Raw genomic sequence first — 18,411 nt, 5'->3', positions numbered from 1 at the left:
CGTGGGGGTATCTGCTCCCTTCATCCCCTCAGTTCCCGGCTATGGTCGCCGGGTGGCTGTTTTCCGGATTGTGCCGTCGCCTCCATGCGCTTCGCGCATATAAAACAGCAGAGCTGGCGCTTCTCCCCCGGCAACAGCGGCGTATCCGTCTTCTGATACGCCGCTGTTGCCGCCAGACGCAAAATAACCCGTCGGTTATTTTCCTTACCTCCCTCACCAGACTGTTTGTACATTTATGAAAGCACGGGGAATATGCATCCCCGTGCCGGTGGTAAAAACGCCACTCTGACAGCAAAACCCCGCAATCCGTTGCAGGGTATCAGACTCATAACGCCATCAGGTAGCGGTGTGCTTTTGATGCGGCACTCGCAGCCCGGAAGATGTAACGTTTATCATTACGTAGTTTTATCAGCCATGACGCAATGTAGTTTTCATGCTGCACGTCGCCATTAATGCCCAAATCCGCCATCAGAAACGCGCTTCCCAGCTCCGCAACTAACTCTTCCGCTGCATACCCTTCAGAGCCAAAGCGGCCTTTCATGTCCCGGTTTAAACGGGACGGGTGACCGCTCCAGTGAACCAGCTCATGCAGACCGGTTGCATAAAAATCTTCAGCACGGCTGAATAAATGACGTTCAGGAAGGTAAATCTCATCCGTGGCGGGTCTGAAAAATGCCTGCTGACCGCGTTCAGTGATTTTTGCGCCACTGCGCTCAAGGAGGGCTTCAGCCCGGGTGAATGGCTTAAAGGTCTCTTCTGCGGGCTGTTCCGGCTGTGCGTCGCTGCCGTCATGGGGTAAGCCGTCAATCTGCTCTGCGTTAAAAACGATGAAGTGTTTCAGCATCGGGATGTAATCCTTTTCGCCGTCTTCCCGCTCTTTCTCCAGCGTTTTGTAAAAGACTGCCATTGTGCCACGCTCCCCCTTGCGGACCTGAGCACCCGTTGATTTCGCCTGGTTGTATGTCATCCAGCGGGAGTCCTTAAAACCCTGCTCTGCCGCACTGAACCACAGCAGCATAATATTAATGCCGCTGTAGGCTTCGTGTGTGGTGTAGTTTGAAGGAATGCCTGAGACCAGGCCGTTACGTTTCCACGGACACTGCCACGGCTTAACACCAGACTCCAGCGCCTTAATGATGCTGTCAGTGACCGTCTGATAAATATCCGTTTTGTCTGATGAAAATTTCGTTTTTGAGGAGCCTGAGCGCTCCGGCGACGATACGCCGGTCGCCGCTGCGGTGTCAGAAGTACTTGTCCGGGTATACAGGTTCATCGTCATGGTATTTTCTCCGTCAGTTGAGTGGGTTTTCGTCTTCGTATCGCCTGACGGTTCGTGACTCCGGAGTCGTTCTGTTCAGCAGGGGCGCGGAACGCGTGCCATTTACCCTTGCGGAACAGGTTGTGACGGAGAACGATGACCGGAAGCTGATATGAAAGAGAAAACACACGGGGAGAAAATAACGACGGGCATACCCGGACTTAGTACTTCGACGATTGCAGGGGTGAAATGGGGCTGGCCTCGTCGGTTGATCTGTTGACCTGTTTAATGTCCGGCATAAAGCGGGCCGGAACAAAGTGATGCCACTTCATCAGCGTCTTTTCGGAAAAATGCTGCATACTTTGTATGGTAATGTCAGTCACTGATGCCGTATATTTTGGCAGGATGAAATTTCACCAGACCGTATTAACCTCAGTGATCGAATGCAGGTCACGCGACGGGATAACCGCAGCGGTGAAAGAGCGTCCCCTTACCCGACTGAGACGTTCAGTTTCACTGGCGTTGACGACTCCCCCTGAGTCACCCGCCAGTGGGCTGACGTGCCGGAAGACAGAAGCAGGTGAACATTTAACACACACAGAGGCATGGAAATGGGATATTTTGTGATTAAGAAATCAGAGAAGAATAATTCTCAGCCTTATTATTTCCTTCTGAAAGCGGCTAATCATGAAACGATAGCCACCAGTGAGATGTACTCCTCAAAAGAGGCCTGTAAAAAGGGGATCGCATCCGTTCAGAAAAATGGTCCATCTACCGATGTCAGGGATGAAACCGTCTGATCCTTCTGTATCGAAATCGAAGCCAGTCTATCACGGGCTGGCTTTTTGTTGCGGGGAGATAACGTATATCAGATACGGTCTGTACCGCGCTCCGTTGGAGCCCACAGCACGGAACGTGCCAGAGAACCCGGATTTTTCCTTATATTCTCCTTTTCGGACAAATGCTGTACTTTTTGTGTGGAAATGTAAGTAACTGATACTGTATATTTTGCCGGAATGACTTAATGCAAACTTAATATCAGTTTCGTCGAAATACAGGGAAGACACCATGAGCAGGAAGCTACCCCGCAGGATGAGCCTGTCCGTGATGCTGTTCTCTCTGGTTACTTCGGCTGTCGCGGCACCGCTTTCGCCTGCCGATCGTGACAGTATTCAGCAGCAACAGTCCGATATGCTGCGTCGTGAACAGGTTCAGCGTGACGAGCTTGAACGCAGTATTCCACTATCCCGCGAACCAGGCTCCTCATCGCCGGGAGCCACTCCTGCTGGCCCCTGTTTTGATATTCACTCCGTTTCTCTTGATGGCTCCACGCTGATTAAACCCGCTGCACAGCAAAAGTTATTTTCACCCTGGCTGAACCGCTGCCTTAATATAGCGCAACTGTCACAGGTCACGGATGCGGTGACGCAGTGGTACATTGAACGGGGATATATCACCAGTCGCGCCTTTCTGACCGAACAGGATATTGCTGATGGCAGTCTGGTGCTGACGGTGATGGAAGGTCGTCTTCAGCAGATAAGAATGGAAGGCGCATCGCCGTGGATGCTGAAAATGACCTTTCCGGGGCAGGAAGGTGGCATATTAAACCTGCGTGATGTTGAACAGGGGATGGAGCAGCTCAACCGTACCCGCCGTGAGCCGGTACAGATTGAGGTGTTACCGGGGCATGAGCAGGGCTGGTCAGTGGTGAACCTCACCGCCACGCCCGAATTTCCTGTGACCGGTTCGGTCAGTTTTGACAACAGCGGCCAGAAGAGTACCGGCACAGGGCAACTCAGCGGTTCCCTGTCAGTGAATAATCCCCTCGGTCTGGCCGATTCGTGGTTTATCAGTGGCGGGCGCAGCAGCGACTTTTCATCTTCGCACGATGCACAGAATGTGGCGGCGGGTTTCAGCCTGCCGTATGGTTATTCCCTGCTGGATTACAGCTACTCGTGGAGCAACTACCTCAGTACCATTGATAATAATGGCTGGCTGTGGCGCTCCACCGGTGACACACAGACCCACCGTCTTGGTCTCTCACATGTGCTGTTCCGCAACGGTGATATCAAAACCGCGCTGACGGGCGGCGTGCAGCACCGTATCAGCCGCAATTACCTCGATGATGTGTTGCTTCAGAGCAGCAGCCGTAAACTCACCTCGTTTTCTGTCGGCCTGAACCACACACAGAAAATTCTGGGTGGTGTTGCCACGCTTAACCCGGTGTTCACGCGTGGTATGTCATGGCTGGATGCAGAGACCGACCACGGTAAGCGGGACTGCGAACCAAAATCGCAATTCAGGAAGTACAGCCTCAGTGCCAGTTTCCAGCGTCCGGTTACAGACGGGCTGTGGTGGCTCAGCAGTGCTTACGGTCAGTGGTCACCCGACCGCCTTCACGGTGCAGAACAAGTCAGTATCGGCGGTGAAAGTTCGGTTCGCGGATTTAAGGAGCAGTACCTCTCCGGCAACAACGGCGGCTATCTGCGCAATGAGCTGAATTATTCCCTTTTCACCCTGCCGTTTATCGGCCAGGTCAGCGCCCTCGCGGCGGTGGATGGTGGCTGGCTGCATTCTGACCGGTATGACCGCTATTCTTCCGGTACCCTGTGGGGCAGCGCCATTGGCCTGTCCGCATCCGGAAAATGGTACTCATCACAGTTTACCCTGGGCATTCCCCTTCAGTACCCGGACTGGCTCGCACCGGACCATCTCGTCATGTATTACCGTCTGGCGCTGGCCTTTTAACTTCAGGAACTCACCGTTATGGATAATCACCACACCGTTTCCTTCAGCCGCCGTGTTCTGAGTTATCTCATCAGCGCCCTGATTGCCGGACAGCCTGTGTTGCCCGCCATCGGTGCGGTGGTCACGCCTTCCGGTAACACGAAGATGGATAAGGCCGGTAACGGGGTACCGGTGGTGAATATCGCCACGCCCAACGGGGCGGGAATTTCGCATAACAGATACGGTGAATATAACGTCGGTAAAGAGGGGCTCATCCTCAATAACGCCACCGGGAAACTGAACCAGACGCAACTGGGCGGGCTTATCCAGAACAACCCGAACCTGAAGGCGGGCCAGGAAGCCCGTGGCATCATCAACGAGGTGACGGGCGGTAAGCGTTCTGAACTGAAGGGTTACACCGAAGTCGCAGGCAAGGCCGCGAACGTGATGGTGGCGAACCCGTATGGTATCACCTGTGACGGCTGTGGCTTTATCAACACCCCGCAGGCGACACTGACCACCGGTAAGCCGGTGATGAACGCCGACGGCAGCCTCCAGGCGCTGGAAGTGACAAAAGGCAGTATCACCATCAACGGTGCCGGTCTTGACGCCAGTAACAGCAATGCCGTATCCCTTATTGCCCGCGCCACAGAAATCAATGCGCAGCTTCATGCCAGAGACCTGACCATCACCGCAGGCGCAAACCGCGTGGGCGCAGACGGCAGCGTCAGGACCATCACCGGCGAAGGTGCCGCGCCGGAGGTCGCCATCGATACCGCTGCACTCGGCGGGATGTATGCGAACCGTATCCGGCTGACCTCCACCGAAAGTGGCGTCGGGGTCAACCTCGGCAACCTCAATGCCCGCAGTGGCGATATCACGCTCAGCAGTGCCGGTAAACTGGTGCTGAAAAACAGCCTTGCCAGCGGTAACACCACTGTTACGGGAACAGACGTCACGCTTTCCGGGGATAACAAGGCCGGTGGCACGCTTAATGCTACCGGGGAAAACGCACTGACGCTGAATCAGTCCCGCCTGATGGCGGACAACAATCTGGCACTCTCTTCGTCCGGGCAGATAGTGCAGAACGGCGGTGAACTGACCGCCGGGCAGAACGTCACGCTCAGCGCACAGCGTCTGAACCAGACCTCAGGTAGCGTGAATGCCGCCGGAAATGTCACTCTCACCACCATCGGTGATACCACGCTGAAAGGCAGTACCGTTGCCGGAAAATCTCTCTCCGTCACCCCGGGCAGTCTGAACAACGGCGGGACGCTTGCAGCCGGGGCGGACACCACGGTGAAAAGCGGCGTATTCAGCAATACCGGCACCGTCCAGGGCAACAGCCTGAAGGTCACAGCCAGCGACCTCACCAGTTCCGGAAGCCTGAAAAGCAATACCACGCTGGATATCCGCGCCCGCAATGCCACGCTGTCCGGCGATACCGGTGCCAGAGGCAGGGCTACCGTCACGGCAACCGGTAAACTGGAGAACAGCGGCAGGCTCATCAGCGACGGTGCTCTGACGCTCAGTGCCGCGCAGATAAGCAACAGAGGCACACTTTCCGGGGCTCGGGACCTCACCGCCACGACAGACGCCCTCACCACGACTGAAAAATCCGTCACCCACAGTGACGGTAACCTGACGCTGAACAGTGCCTCCACCACGCTTGCCGGTGAAACCAGCGCAGGTGGCGCAGTGACGATAAAAGGTAACAGCCTGAAGACCACGACCACCGCGCAGACGCAGGGCAACAGCGTCAGTGTGGATGTGCAGAACGCGCAGCTTGACGGCACACAGGCCGCCAGAGATGCCCTCACACTGAAGGTCAGTGACAGTCTGACTCACGGCGGAAAATCGTCTGCCTCCGCCCTTGCGATCAACAGCCCGACGGTCATCAACACGGGTCTGATCCACGGTGAACGGACGCTCTCGCTGGTCGCCCGCCTGCTGGATAACCGCGACAGTGGTGTGGTGTACAGCCCGGCCGAACTCTCCCTTTCAATACCTGAGCTGAAAAACACCGGTATTATCACCAGCGGTGCCGCGCTGTCGCTGTCAGGCTCACAGTTGACCAACAGCGGAGAGCTAAGCGGCGCATCACTCTCCCTTGATTACGGTACGCTGGCGAACGATGCGGGCAGCCTGCTGCTGGCGAAGGGGGAAAACCGTATCACGGCGCAGTCCCTGTCAAACGCGGGGCGTATCGCGGGTAATACGCTGGCGCTGAACGCCACTCGCCTGGACAGCACGGGGCTTCTGCAGGGGGATTCCGCGCTGTCGCTGACCGCCGGTATCCTGGCATTACTCTCCGGCTCCCGCACGCTTACAAACGGCGCGCTGACCCTTACCGGAACCACGCTGACCACCGCAGGGCAGACACAGGGGCAGAACGTCAGCGTGAATGTCCGTGACTGGCAGAACAGCGGCAGCGGGCTGGCAACCGGTTCACTGTCGGTCGCGCTTACCGGGGGACTGAATAACACCGGCGAGCTGATGAGCCAGGGGGATACCACGCTGACGACAGCCACAACCGACAACCGTGGCAGTCTGCTGTCGGCAGGCGACCTTTCCCTTACAGGACATTCCCTGAATAACAGCGGCACCGTCCAGGGGAACCGTGTCACGGTCCGGCAGGACAGCATCACCAACAGCGGAACGCTCACCGGGATCGCCGCACTGACGCTGGCCGCCCGGCTGGATATGGCTGCGCCGTTGCTGACGCTGACAAACAGCAGCGGTGGTTCACTGCTTACCACCGGCGATCTGACCCTCAGCGCGGGTAGCATCAGTAACGCGGGGCAATGGCAGGGGAAACGGGTACTGATCCATGCGCAGACGGTTACAGACAGCGGTGCGATCCAGGCGGCAGAGTTACTGGATGCGCAAATCAGCAACAGCTTCACCGGCACAGCCGGCAGCAAAATAACCTCAAACGGTGAACTGGCGTTATCCGCGCTGACGCTGAGTAACGGCGGGCAGTGGATAGCGAAAAATCTCACTCTGAAGGCGGACTCGCTGACCAACAGCGGTGAGGTCACCGGGGTGGATACGCTTGCGGTCACGCTGAATCAGGCGCTGAACAACCAGGCCAGTGGTAAACTGCTGAGTGCAGGAGAACTGACGCTCAGCGCGGGCAGCATCACCAGCACCGGGCACATTCAGGGTAAGGCAACCGCCGTCACCACGGGGCAACTGACCAACAGCGGACGGCTTCAGGGCGAGTCCCTGTCGCTGAACGTCTCCGGGGGGCTGAACAATACGACCGGTGGCGTGCTGCTGAGTCAGAATGCCATGAATGTGACAGCGGCGACGCTGAACAACCAGGGCACAGTGCAGGGCGGTGGTGAGTCTTCCGTGAAGGCCACCAACCGCGTACAGAACGACGGAAAAATTCTCTCCGGCGGCAGACTCACGCTGACCGCGCCGGAACTGACAAACACCGGCAGTGGACTGGTGCAGGCCGTCACGCTGTTGCTGGATGTGGTGACCGCCGTGAACGGCGGACGGGTACTGGCAACCGGCAGTGCAGAGCTGAAAGGCACGTCGCTTAATAACAGCGGTACGCTCCAGGGGGCGGACCTGCTGGTGAATTACCGGACGCTCAGCAACAGCGGCACGGTGCTGGGCACAACCGCTCTCACTGTTAAGGGGGACGCGCTGGCGCAGACCGGTGACGGTCGTCTGTACAGCGCCGGTAACCTGTTGCTGGACGTGCGCGATTTTACCGCCCGTGGTCAGGTGGTGGCGCTGGGCGATGCGACGCTGAAGCTGGTGAATGCGCTCACGAACACGGGTACGCTTGCCGCAGGCCGGACGCTTTCCGTCACCTCGCAGAATGCCGTCACCAACAACAGTGTGATGCAGGGGAATGCCATTATCCTCAGTGCGGGCGGCACGTTCACCAACAACAAAACGCTCACCACCGGCAACGGCAGCAGCACCTTCAGCGCACAGAGCCTGCTGCTGAACGCGTCCGGCTCCCTTCAGGCGGGCGGGGACGTGCAACTGACCTCACGCGGCAACATCACCGTGAACGGTTTTACCGGCACGACGGGCAGCCTGACCCTGACGGCGGCGGGCACCCTGCTCAATACCGCGCTGATTTACGCAGGCAACAACCTGAAGCTGTATGCGGACCGTATTCACAACACTTACGGGGATATGCTGGCGGGTAACAGCCTGTGGATGCAGAAGAACGCCTCCGGCACCGCGAATACCGAAATCATTAACCGCTCCGGTACCATCGAGACCACAAACGGCGATATCGCCATTAATACAGGTCATCTGCTCAATGAGGCCGACGGGCTGACCATCAGTCAGTCAGAACGGGAATCTCCGGATGCCATTCCTGCCGCAGACGAACACTACTTCATTTATGACCATAACGGCAGACGTTCAGATTTTGTCCTCTTTCTTGAAGACTGGAGAAACAACGGCGGTAACGTTGTGTATTACCGTTATGAGCACTGCGCCGGGAGCGGCGCGAATGGCAGCGGCCAGTGCGGGGACAGAATTGATTATCTCCTGACCGGGGAAGATACACGACGGTACGTGCTGAGTGAGTCCGTGGTGTCAGTCTCGGCCACCGGCAGCTCCGCCCGGATTGCGGCGGGTCGCGATATCACCATTAACGCCGGAACGCTCGATAACCGTGCCAGCCATATTCTGGCCGGGCGCAATGTCGCGCTCACCGGCGGCACGCTGAATAACCTCTCTGCCGAAGGCGGGCGGCGCATCACTTCTGTGCAGGCTGAATACCACTGTGAGTGGTTCTACAGCGACTGTGATGATGATAAATGGCAGCCACTGGCGCAGTATGCTGACGGAAGCTGGGGCTGGTATGATGAGGACTATGGCTGGTATGGCTGGGTCCCTTATCTTCTCGGGGAACGCACGACGGAGTTTGTGGCAGACGGCGGGGCATACCGCGCCGTTATCAGCGCGGGCGGCTATGTCAGCGCCCGCTTTACAAACGACATCAGCAACACCACCGTCACGGCAAACGCGGGCGGTATCAGCAACACCATTACTGCGCCCTCGCTGAACACGCTCACCCCGCAGTACATCGGCGGCGGTCTGAGCGCAGAATCCCTCCCGAATGGCGGGTCTGCCGCCATCACCGGCCCCTCGTGGACGGATAATCTTGCTGACAGCCTGAAGGGTATCAGTGGCGGGTCGTCACTCTCCGGGCAGAACGGCGGGAATTATCCGCTGCCGTCGGGTGGCGATGGCTACTTTGTCCCCTCCACCGACCCCGACAGCCCGTACCTGATTACGGTTAATCCAAAGCTCGATGGCCTCGGGAATGTAGACAACAGCCTGTTTGACGGTCTGTACGGGCTTCTCGGGATGCAGCCCGGCCAGGCTCCGCGTGAAACCGACCGTCGTTACACGGATGAGAAGACGTTCCTCGGCTCGGCGTATTTCCTGGACCGTCTGAACCTGAAGCCGGAGAAGGACTACCGTTTCCTCGGGGATGCGGCCTTTGATACCCGGTATGTGTCAAATGCGATGCTGAACCTCACCGGCTCACGGTATATCAACGGCACCGGCTCTGACCTTGAGCAGATGAAATACCTGATGGACAGCGCCGCCAGCCAGCAGCAGAGCCTGGGTCTTCAGTTCGGCGTGGCGCTGACCGCTGAGCAGGTGGCACAACTCACGGGCAGTATCCTGTGGTGGGAATCCGCCACCATCAACGGCCAGACCGTCATGGTGCCGAAGCTCTATCTCTCACCCAAAGATGTGACCCTTCACAATGGTGGCGTCATCAGCGGCAATAACGTGCAGCTTGCAGGCGGCAATATCACCAACAGCGCAGGCAGCATCACCGCACAGAACGGTCTCTCACTTGATGCCAGTAACAGCATCAGCAACCTGAACGCGGGGCTTATGAGCGCGGGCGGCAGCCTGAACCTGAGCGCCATCGGGGACATTAACAATATCGGCTCAGCGATTGCCGGTAAAACCGTGGCGCTGGAAAGCGTTTCCGGCAGCATCAACAATATCACCCGCACGCAGCAGTGGGATATTGATGCCGGTCGCTCGCACCTCAGCGGGACGGATACCGGTCCCGTGGCGACGATTAAGGCCACAGACTCACTGTCACTGGATGCGGGGAAAGACATCAATATCACGGGTGCTGAGGTCAGCACCGGTGGTTCACTCGGGATGTTCGCGGGGAATGACATCCGTATTGCCGCAAACAACATCAGTGAAAGCGACAGTCGCCAGACCCGTAAGGGAGACGTCAGCCACAGCACCACCACACAACAGGGCAGCACCATAAGCAGCGGCACAAGCCTGGTGATGGTGGCAGACAACAACCTGAACGTCACGGCGTCGTCTGTGTCGGCAGGCGAAAGCGCCCTGCTCTCTGCGGGCAACGACCTGAACCTCAGTGCGGCGCGGGAAAACAACAACAGTCGCAACGGTAAATCAGAAAACCACGAAAGCCATGCAGCGGTGTCCACGGTAACAGCAGGTAATAATCTGACGCTTGCTGCTGGTCGGGATATGACCAGTCAGGCAGCAGGCATCGCGGCCGAAAACAATGTAGCCATCCAGGCCGGGCGTGATGTGAACCTGATGGCAGAGTCTGCCAGCGCAGGCGACAGCTATACGTCGAATAAAAAAACAGAGATTAACGAGTCTGTTCGCCAGCAGGGAACGGAAATCACGTCCGGCGGAAACACCACCATTGTGGCCGGACGGGATGTGACCGCACAGGCCGCTGATGTATATGCCAACGGAAACACAGCCGTGGTGGCCGGACGGGATATCACCCTCACCACCGCCACTGAAAGTGACTATGAATACCGGGAGAAGAAGAAAACCTCCGGTGGCATGTTCAGTAAAAAGACCACCCACACCATCCACGAGGAAAACCACACCCGTGAGAAAGGCACACAGCTTTCCGGGGAAAACGTGGTGCTCAGCGCAGGTAATAACCTGACGATACAGGGTTCATCTGTTGCCGCTGAACGCGATGTGGCACTGAAGGCCGGGAACAACGTGACGGTGGAAGCCGCAACCAACACTGACACATATTACGACATGAAGAAGACGAAGAAATCCGGCATCTTCTCCAGTGGTTCGGGTTTCGGTGTGACCATTGGTTCGCAGTCGTCAAAAACCACCCGCCAGGGCGCGGAAACCACGCAGAGTGATGCCCGAAGCATGGTGGGCACCTCCGGCGGTAACGTCATTATCAGCGCAGGAAATCAGGTCACGTTAAGCGCCGCCGACGTAATTGCCGGACGGGCGAAGGACGACACGTCCCGTGCCACCGGGCATATCGATATCACCGGCAGTGACATTGCCATTATCCCCGGACGGGACACGGTCACCGAATCGGTGAAACAGGAGACAAAATCCTCCGGCATCACCGTCAGCGTGAAAGCGCCGTTTGAGGACACGGTACGCAATGTGCGCGACACCGTGCGCGGGAAAGACGGCAGCGGTAACAGCACCGTTGATAAAGTGAAGTCACTGGGTGCGGAAGGCGCCGCCCTGGCCCTGGATGGTCCGGGGCAGATGGTCGCCGTCTCCGCAGGCAGCAGCAAATCGTCCTCTGAATCACACTACCAGGGGGAGTTTAACAGCGGAAGCCAGCTTGCAGCAGCAGGCAATATTCAGATGACCGCCACCGGCAAGCAGGGCGGCAACAGCGGCAATATCCTGATTGCAGGCAGTCAGGTGAATGCCGGTGAAGCGGTGATACTGGATGCGAAGCGTGATGTGAACATCACCACCTCCACGGATACCGAAACCTGGGGCAACAGCAGCAAATCCAGTGGCTGGAACATCAGCTCAGAAATGCCGACCGCAGGCAGTGCCATCCGGGCCACCACCGGGGGCGGCAAACACGGCAGCCAGCTTCTGCCGGGCGGGATGAGTCAGTCTGAAAGCAACAGCAGCGGCACGCGCACCACGGAAAACGCATCCGTCATTCAGGGGTCGGATATTTACATCAACAGCCGGGAAGGCAGCGTGAACATCAGCGGTAGTCATCTGACGGCCACTGAAGACCTGATGCTGTCGGCCACCAAAGGCAACGTCACGGTGACCGCCGGACGTGATACCTCGCATAACGAAACGAACGGCAGCAGCAAAACCATCGGTACGCTGGGAGGCGATGGTTACAGCGCCACGGCAGGCTACAGTCGTGAGAAACACAGCAGCCGTGAGGACGCGACCACCGAAAGCGGACAACGCAGTCAGTTAACGAGCACAAACGGCAACATTATTGCCCAGGCCGGAGGCGATCTGTCCCTTTCCGGTACGGATGTCAGCGCCGGTAAATCGGTTTCCCTCAGCGGTGAAAATGTCCTGTTTGACGTGAGCCGCGACACCCGTGACGGGGAAGCCCACAGCAGCAGTTCACAGTACGGGGTGACCGCCTCTGCCGGTGGCTGGGCTGTTGATGCGGCTAAGGCGGCTGAAACGGCTGCCCGCAGCGCGGAAAACGGCGACGATGCCCGACTCACTGCCATTAAGGCGGGTCAGGCGGGCACCACCGCCGCACAGGGGATGATGACGGACTCGGCTGTTGTGAAGGGCAAGGTTTCTGTCACGGCAGGTTCTTCCTCACAGGACAGCCGGTATCACAGCACTGACACACAGGGCACCGCCATCAATGCCGGTGAGAACGTCATCATTAACGCCCGTAACGATATCATCGGCCAGGGTGTGCAGGCTGGTGGTAAACAGGTGGTACTGGATGCGGGCCGGGATATTCTGCTGACCGCCTCACAGAACACGCACAACAGCCAGAGTAAAAACAGCGGCAGCCAGGTCAGTGCCGGCGTGGGCGTCAGCCTCATCGGTTCACAGAACGGTATCAGTATTGAACTGGGGGCATCACAGCACAAAGGTAAGGAAAACAGCCAGTCACAGAGCAACACCAACAGCGTTATCCGTGCCGGAGAGCAACTGACCGTGAACAGCGGACGCGACACCACGCTGAAAGGGGCTGAGCTGGAAGGCAACCGCGTGGTGGTCAACACCGGGCGCGACCTGACCATCAGCAGCGTGCAGGATACCGCTTCTTACGACAGCAAACAGTCCTCTTCCGGCGCGGGCCTGAGCCTGTGCGTACCCCCCATTTGCTATGGCGCGTCTTCCGGTAATGTCAGCACCTCGGGCGAAAACGTCACCCAGAGTGGAAAGAGCGTCACTGACCAGAGCGGTATCTATGCCGGAAAAGGCGGCTTTGATATCACGGTCGGAAACCATACCCAGCTTGATGGTGCAGTGATTGCGTCCACGGCAACGGACGACAAAAACAAACTGGATACGGGAACGCTTGGCTGGAGCGATATTCACAACGAGAGTAAAACCTCCGGTGACAGCCACACCGTGGCGATTTCGGGCAGTACGGGCGGCAGCGGGAGCGGTGAAAACCGCAACGTGGCGCCGGCCATCGGTACCGGTCATGCGGAAGAGAGCAGCAGCGGCACCACGTCGTCTGCCATCAGTAACGGTACCATCATCATCCGCGACAGGGATAACCAGACGCAGGATATTGCAGACCTGAGTCGTGACACCGACAACGCCCACCAGGGTGTGGATGTAAACGGTGATGTACAGAAGGTGAAGGATAACCTGGCGGTACAGAGTGAAGGTGCGGCGCTGGCGACCTCTGTGCTGGATGTGTACGGCAAATATGCACAGAAGCAGGCCGAAGCGTCCAATGCGGCACTGGAAGCGAAGCTGGAAGCTGAAGGTGCGTTTGAAGGGATGACGGCGACGCAGAAGCAGGCAGCACTTGAGAAACATGAAGGTTATCAGGGCACCGACTACGGTCCGGGGAGTGAGTTCTGGACGAAGGGCAGTGCGGCGGCGGGCCTGCTGGCCGGTGCACTGGGTGGCAACCTGAAGGCGGGAGCAGCGGCCGGGGCGGCTCCCCTGCTCGCCTCGCTGGTGAAAGAGCAGGATAACGATGTGGCCCGTGCGGCCCTGCACGGGATAGTGGCTGCGGCGCTGACGCAGCTTGCTGGCGGCAGTGGTTCAGACGGCATGAAGGCCGGAGCCATCGGGGCCATCACCGCATCCGCGATGACGGACCATCTGGTGAAAGCCCTGTACGGCAAGGACAGCGCCAGTGAACTGACCGCCGATGAGAAACGGCTGGTCAGCAGCCTGGTGACGATTGCAGGCGGTGTGGCCGGAGCAGCAGGCACGGATGGTGACCTGTCGATGGCAGCAATTGCGTCGAGCACAGCAAAAGTGGAAGTTGAGAATAACTCGCTCAGTGAGGCCGCTGATTATCTGGCAACAGGTAAAAAGCCGGAAGACAGATACCGTGACGCCCAGCAACAACTGAAAGAAGCGGTTGATGAGTTTAAAGCGAAGAACTGCGCCGGACTCAGCAGTGATGCGTGTGGTGAGAAGATGGATGCGCACCGGGATGAACTTCTTGCCGGGGCTATGGAATTTGGCAGCGATTTTGTCCCTGTCTACAGTGACATCAAGAGTTTTGTGGAAGCGGACAGTGCTCTGGGATATCTTGCTGCGGTTGTCGGGCTTATGGGACCGCTGGGCGATACGGCCGGAAAAGCTATAAAAGGTGCAGAAAAGGCTCTGAAAGCTGGCGATCTTGAAACTGCGTCTAAGCTTATCAATAAAGCCAGCGATGAAATTGCTGCTATTTCAGGCAGTAAAGGAAGCTGGAGTAAAGAGCTAAATAATCCAAAACCAAATACAATTTACAAAGTTGATGACAATAAAATATTTAAGACTGATTCCCAAGGAAGGACTGAGAGTGTTGAAAGTACATTAGCTTGGTCTACTAATGACCGAAATACTTATCAGCAGTGTAAAGCAGGTAAATGTGGTGTCGATGGCGATGAAGGTGGACACCTTATCGCCAGTATTTTTAATGGTCCTGGCGAAAAACTGAATCTGGTTCCAATGGATGGTAATCTGAATAAAGGTGCTTGGAAAAAGATGGAGAATACGTGGGCCAATGCGTTGAAAGATGGAAAGCAGGTTAATGTTAAAGTTGAGCCGTCCTATAGTGGTAGTAATGTAAGGCCTGATAGCTTTACTGTTACTTATCAGATAGGTAATGAGAGACCGGTCAGGGAAATTTTTAATAATGCACCAGGGGGTAAATAATGGCTTCCCGTGATGATGAATTGTACTCAGAGATCGGGCGCATATTGTTTGAATCGGCACCTGAAAATGCGCGAATTATTTTACTTGATGCTGAATTATCGTCTGAAGATGATCATGCGAAATTTTTATATGATTACATTGATACGAAAGGCGTAAAGACTTGGTTTTTGCCGGGTACACCAACAACAGACAGTCTGCTTCTTGAAAGGTTAGTGGAATTGAGAAAGTATTATGTAGCCAATAATCTTACTAACGGCAAGCTGGCATGGCATGGTTGTCTTGTCACAGTTGATCTTGAAAAGATGAAGATCAACTTAGATTATCGTTATGACTGAATTAAGTCCCGGCCTTAGTGCCGGGATTTTTGTTGTGCATTTTTTAGCATCAGACAAGATGTGTTGTGTCGTTCCGGTGAACTCGTCTTTTCAGACGTATCGTTCCGGTGAACCCATCTTCCAATTAAATTTCAGTTCGCTAGCATGTAACGTTCCGGTGATCTCATCTTTCATTTAAATTTCAGTTCGCTAGCATCGGCTTTATCTCAAATCATTCGGTTATTGAGGAAAATGATGCAGGAACGAAAACATTACACTCTCGAAGAGAAACGTCAGCATGTTGGTAAGCGTCACATTTAGACCGTCTGTGCAGCGGGCTCCGGTTCCGGGAAAATAGTGTCCATCATTTTTAATGGACACTATCGCGTGAAACACCGGACATGGCTCCTTGAGGCGCTTCGCCTCCATTTTGATGAAAAGCTGCCGCGTATTGAGGCCGGGCGCAGGCTGGGTATCCCCAAAACCACCGTCTGCGATCTCTTTGTCCGCTTCCGGAAGGCCGGTCTGTCATGGCCTCTGCCGCCACGGATCAACGCTAAAAATCTGGATAAACGACTTTACCGGCAGGACTCCCGAAAATCGTCTGTCCTTCCTGTAGCCTCTACCCCGGCTCCCGGTGAAATCCCTGTTGCCCGTAAGCGGCCCCGACGTCCCAACTTCCCCCGCGACTTCAAAATCGCCATGGTGGAGCAGTCGATGCAGCCCGGCGTCAGCGTGGCACAGCTTGCCCGCGAAAATAACATTAACGACAATCTCCTGTTCAACTGGCGGCGACTTTATCAGCAGGGGCTGCTGGCTGCGCGGACAGATGCGCCGGTCATGTTGCCCGTGACGCTCGCTGCTGAATCAGGCCCCGGACAGCCTCATCCACCATCCGTTCAGAGCGACGATGCCCCCTGCTGTGAGCTGGTTCTGCCCGCAGGAACGCTTCGTATCAGCGGAAAACTGACGCCGGAGCTGCTGCAGATGCTCATCCGGGAAATGCAGGGAGGGAGCCGGTGATATCACTCCCTGCAGGCTCACGCATCTGGCTGGTTGCCGGCGTCACGGACATGCGCAACGGCTTCAATGGCCTGGCTTCCAGGGTGCAGAACACGTTACGGGATGACCCGTTCAGCGGCCATCTGTTTATCTTCCGCGGGCGGCGGGGCGATATGATAAAGGTGCTGTGGGCGGACCGGGACGGCCTGTGCCTGTTTACCAAACGGCTGGAGCGGGGGCGCTTCGTCTGGCCGGTGACCCGTGACGGCAAGGTTCATCTGACGCCGGCGCAACTGTCCATGCTGCTGGAAGGCATTAACTGGAAGCATCCCCAGCGGACGGAACGCCCTGGAATACGCATATAACCTGCTGTAAAGTGGGGTTATGGAGACCTCATACCCTGATGAAAACGCCCGGCTCAGGGCGCTGCTGCAGGAGCAGCAGACCACCATCCGCAAAATGGCGGAGTATAATCGTCTGCTCTCACAGCGGGTGGCGGCGTACGCCAGCGAAATCAACCGCCTGAAGGCGCTGGTTGCTAAGCTGCAACGTATGCAGTTCGGCAAAAGCTCCGAAAAGCTGCGTGAGAAAACGGCCCGCCAGGTGCGCGAGGCAGAGGAGCGCATCAGCGCCCTGCAGGAGGAGATGGCTGAGGTGCTGGGCGAGCAGCATGACCCGGCACTCCCGCAGCCGCTGCGCCAGTCTTCCGCCCGCAAACCGCTGCCGGCCTCACTTCCCCGCGAAACCCTCACGCTGTCGCCGGCAGAAATCACCTGTCCGGCATGCGGCTGCGAACTCAACGCGCTGGGCTGCGACGTATCGGAGCAGCTGGAGCTTATCAGCAGCGCCTTTAAGGTTATCGAAACGCAGCGGCCGAAGCTGGCCTGCTGCAGCTGTGACCACATCGTTCAGGCTTCCATGCCGTCAAAACCCATCGAACGCAGCTATGCGGGCCCCGGCCTGCTGGCGCGCATCGTCACGGCGAAGTTCGCAGAGCACACGCCTCACTATCGTCAGTCAGAGATATACCATCGTCAGGGCGTGGAGCTGAGTCGCGCCACGCTGGGTCGCTGGTCCGGCGCGGTGAGCGAACTGCTGGAGCCGCTGTACGACCTGCTGCGCCAGTACGTGCTGATGCCGGGCAAGGTGCACACCGACGATATCCCTGTGCCGGTACAGGAGCCGGGCAGCGGTAAAACGCGCACGGCCCGGCTGTGGGTATACGTGCGGGACGACCGCAACGCGGGCTCACAGCTTCCACCGGCGGTCTGGTTCGCGTACTCGCCGGACCGGAAAGGCGTACATCCACAGCAGCACCTTGCGGGGTACAGCGGTATCCTGCAGGCGGACGCTTACGGTGGTTATAATGCGCTGTACGAAGATGGCCGCATAACCGAAGCGGCCTGCATGGCCCATGCCCGGCGAAAAATCCACGACGTGCATGCCCGGACACCGACCGACATCACAACCGAAGCGCTGAAGCGTATCGGAAAACTGTATGCCATCGAGGCGGAGATACGCGGCAGCCCGGCAGACGAGCGGCTGGCGGTACGTAAAGAGCAGACTATCCCGTTAATGCAGTCACTGTACGACTGGATACAGGTTCAGATGAAGGTACTGTCGCGCCACTCGGACACGGCGAAGGCGTTCGCCTATCTACTGAAGCAGTGGGACGCGTTAAACCTGTACTGCAGCAATGGCTGGGCGGAGATCGACAACAACATCGCGGAGAACGCGCTGCGTGGCGTAGCCCTGGGCCGGAAAAACTGGCTGTTCGCCGGTTCAGATACAGGCGGAGAACGTGCGGCGATCCTCTACTCTCTGCTCGTCACCTGCCGGCTTAACGGCGTTGACCCCGAGACGTGGTTGCGTTACGTCATCGGTCATATACAGGACTGGCCGGTGAACCGGGTCCGCGATCTGCTTCCCTGGAAACTCGACCTTAGCAACGTCTAATCGTCAATACGGTTCAGATGAGCCGCTTAC

General features: G+C 57.2%; 8 protein-coding genes and 3 pseudogenes. 10 read left to right on the top strand and 1 reads right to left on the bottom strand.

Annotated features, from left to right (window positions below):
- Window positions 1-325 precede the first annotated feature (325 nt).
- A complete protein-coding gene (locus tag AOY24_RS22905) occupies window positions 326-1,279 on the bottom strand; it encodes an ArdC family protein (RefSeq protein ID WP_054177109.1) in 954 nt (317 codons plus the stop codon).
- A gap of 590 nt (window positions 1,280-1,869) precedes the next feature.
- Here AOY24_RS22905 and AOY24_RS22900 point away from each other — a divergent pair.
- The 10 genes and pseudogenes from AOY24_RS22900 to AOY24_RS22870 all read left to right on the top strand — a co-directional run bounded on the left by AOY24_RS22900 (window position 1,870) and on the right by AOY24_RS22870 (window position 18,381).
- Entirely contained in the window at window positions 1,870-2,058 is a 189-nt protein-coding gene (locus AOY24_RS22900) for a YegP family protein (RefSeq protein WP_054177442.1), read from the top strand.
- Window positions 2,059-2,326: 268 nt separating this feature from the next.
- Entirely contained in the window at window positions 2,327-4,006 is a 1,680-nt protein-coding gene (locus AOY24_RS22895) for a ShlB/FhaC/HecB family hemolysin secretion/activation protein (RefSeq protein WP_082366218.1), read from the top strand.
- Between the two features lie 18 nt (window positions 4,007-4,024).
- A pseudogene (locus tag AOY24_RS25700) lies at window positions 4,025-6,046 on the top strand (filamentous hemagglutinin N-terminal domain-containing protein); the annotation flags it as partial.
- Window positions 6,047-6,385: 339 nt separating this feature from the next.
- A pseudogene (locus AOY24_RS25695) lies at window positions 6,386-8,686 on the top strand (beta strand repeat-containing protein); the annotation flags it as partial.
- Window positions 8,687-8,905: 219 nt separating this feature from the next.
- Window positions 8,906-10,132: pseudogene (locus AOY24_RS25690) on the top strand (Contact-dependent inhibitor A); the annotation flags it as partial.
- A gap of 27 nt (window positions 10,133-10,159) precedes the next feature.
- Window positions 10,160-15,109 (top strand): hemagglutinin repeat-containing protein, encoded by a 4,950-nt coding sequence (locus AOY24_RS25685; protein WP_369815307.1) that lies wholly within the window; start codon window positions 10,160-10,162, stop codon window positions 15,107-15,109.
- Complete coding sequence (locus tag AOY24_RS22885; RefSeq protein WP_054177439.1) at window positions 15,109-15,444, top strand: hypothetical protein; 336 nt, start codon at window positions 15,109-15,111, stop codon at window positions 15,442-15,444. Before AOY24_RS25685 ends, AOY24_RS22885 begins: the two co-directional genes overlap by 1 nt.
- Before the next feature lie 336 nt (window positions 15,445-15,780).
- On the top strand, window positions 15,781-16,446 hold the full coding sequence (gene tnpA, locus AOY24_RS22880; protein ID WP_054177437.1) for an IS66-like element accessory protein TnpA: 666 nt from the start codon (window positions 15,781-15,783) through the stop codon (window positions 16,444-16,446).
- Window positions 16,443-16,790: an IS66 family insertion sequence element accessory protein TnpB gene (gene tnpB, locus AOY24_RS22875; RefSeq protein WP_043143335.1), complete on the top strand. Its 348-nt coding sequence runs from the start codon at window positions 16,443-16,445 to the stop codon at window positions 16,788-16,790. Before tnpA ends, tnpB begins: the two co-directional genes overlap by 4 nt.
- Window positions 16,791-16,809: 19 nt before the next feature.
- Complete coding sequence (locus AOY24_RS22870; protein ID WP_054177436.1) at window positions 16,810-18,381, top strand: IS66 family transposase; 1,572 nt, start codon at window positions 16,810-16,812, stop codon at window positions 18,379-18,381.
- Window positions 18,382-18,411: the final 30 nt, after the last annotated feature.

Origin of the sequence: Citrobacter sp. CtB7.12, assembly GCF_001297795.1 — a bacterium.
Classification (GTDB): Bacteria; Pseudomonadota; Gammaproteobacteria; order Enterobacterales; family Enterobacteriaceae; genus Citrobacter_A; species Citrobacter_A amalonaticus.
This window is presented reverse-complemented; position numbering and strand designations above follow the sequence as displayed.